The organism is Chamaesiphon sp. OTE_20_metabat_361 (genome assembly GCF_031364565.1).
Genome location: NZ_JANLWO010000808.1, coordinates 1 through 1,982, shown reverse-complemented (window position 1 = coordinate 1,982; position 1,982 = coordinate 1). Strand labels below are relative to the sequence as shown.

Below are 1,982 nucleotides of genomic sequence, written 5' to 3'. Positions count from 1 at the left end.
ATATCCTATTCATTGAATGAATCTAGACAATTTAGACATCGTAGCCGCCGCCTAGAACAGGACATGTTGTTGATGGGAGCTTTAGTCGAGCAGTCATTTCGGCTGGCGCACAGATCGCTCTTTCAGCGAGAAATCGGCATCGCTGTAGAGATTCCGAAAATCGATCGCAAGATCGACAGCTTTTATCATCAAATCGAGCTGGAATGCGCGGAACTAATGGCGATTGCCTCTCCTGTTGCCCAAGATTTGCGGCGACTGAGCGCCTTTATGCAAATGGTGCGAGACTTAGAGCGAATTGGGGATTATGCCAAAGATATCAGTCAAATCTCGCTCAAATTGTTTCCCTACCCTACTCATCCTTGCCTACCCGCGATCGAACAGATGTCGCACCATGCGCGGGCGATGTTAGAAGCTAGTCTAGCAGCATTAGCCAATCTCGATCGCATGGCTGGCCCGACGATTCACAGGCTCGATGATGATGTCGATCGCGCCTATGATGAGATTTATCAGACTTTAGCCACTCAAACTAATCTTCAAGGCTCCATCGAGCCGACAATCCTACTCGCACTTACCATCCGCCATCTCGAACGCATGGCAGATCACGCGACGAATATTGCCTTTCGAGTGACGTTTATCGTCACGGGAGCGAGACAATAGGATTAGGTTTTAGGTTTTAGGCTTTAGGCTTTAGGCTTTAGGCTTTAGGATTCGGAATTGCGTTTCCTATCTATTGCTTATTCTTGCTACTTTTCACTCATCTATCCCAATACCTCTCCCACCGCCAATCTCATACCGTTGACTAAATCCATACCAGATTGGGGACGTTTGCCGGGGAGTTGAACTTCACACAATAGCAGACAGCCAGAGCCAGTCTGAATAATTGGCCCTAAACCTTTGGCGATTTTGACGACTGTGCCAGGTACACTGTTACTCAAATCTAAACTTTCAATTTCTGGTAATAACTTCTGCATCGCTGGAGTTAAGTCTGCTTGAAACTCGGCAGCTAGCGGTACTGTAGCCATAATTTTCAGCGGCTGAGCGCCGCAGGTAGCGACACAATTGGGATAGAAGCCGCGAACTCGATTGTGGATCGAAATATTCGATCGCGTCCACTCGATCGTGTATTCTGATTTCTGAATGGGTGGTGCGAATGTTGCCGCTGAATGCTCCTGGGGCATCGGTGTAATCCGATCGAGGCTATACATCGTCTCAACTAGTAGTCGCGCACCTTCGACGGCCAATTTTGCCGCCAATCGATCGGCATTAGCGAAGAGATCGACTGGGGTTTCATACTTGAGGAGCATGGCACCAGTATCCATCCCCGCATCCATCAGCATGGTTGTAATCCCCGTGCGCGTCACCCCATCCGTCAAGCAGCGTTGAATCGGTGCCGCGCCGCGATACGCTGGCAACAGCGAGCCATGTACATTGATACAGCCCAATTTGGGCAAATCGAGAATTTCTTGAGATAAAATCTGCCCGTAGGCTACTACTACAAATATATCTGCTCCCAGGTCGCGGAGTGCCGCGATCGTGTCGGGATCTTTTTTAATCCGCGTTGGTTGCCAAATCGGGAGCTGATGTGCGACAGCCACCTGTTTGATTGGCGATGGCGATAGTTGATTCCCCCTCCCCCGATTCTTGTCTGGCTGCGTCACTACCCCCACCACTTGAAATTGTGAATCGGCGAGCAGTTGCTCCAATGTCGGAATGGCAAATTGGGGAGTACCGAAGAAGACGATTCGCATGGGATTAGTGGATAGTGAATAGTGGATAGTGAATAGTTATTGGTATGCAGCGAGCGTCGATGAAAGTATGGTGTGTAAAAAACATCTAACGACTATTCACTATCCACTTCTTCCTACTAAACACTATCCACTATTCACAATCCACTATCCAATTCTTACTACATCACTGCCACTTGACGTACCAAACTCGCTAGCAACATCGGCGTGTTGCTCACTGAATTATTCGCGATCGAA

General features: G+C 48.6%; 2 protein-coding genes. One reads left to right on the top strand and one right to left on the bottom strand.

Annotation, left to right across the window (positions count from 1 at the left end):
• A partial coding sequence (gene phoU, locus RMO35_RS22735) for a phosphate signaling complex protein PhoU (RefSeq protein ID WP_309744611.1) occupies positions 1-657 on the top strand: 657 nt, incomplete at its 5' end.
• Between the two features lie 101 nt (positions 658-758).
• On the opposite strand, the gene fmt is transcribed toward phoU, so the two are convergent.
• The gene (gene fmt, locus RMO35_RS22730) at positions 759-1,748 is read right to left on the bottom strand and encodes a methionyl-tRNA formyltransferase (protein ID WP_309744610.1); all 990 of its coding nucleotides are present in this window, start codon (positions 1,746-1,748) and stop codon (positions 759-761) included.
• Between the last annotated feature and the right edge of the window lie 234 nt (positions 1,749-1,982).

Coding starts and splice junctions, on each gene's coding strand:
- fmt (WP_309744610.1), bottom strand. CDS start 1,748: ATGCGAATCGTCTTCTTCGGTACTCCCCAATTTGCCATTCCGACATTG.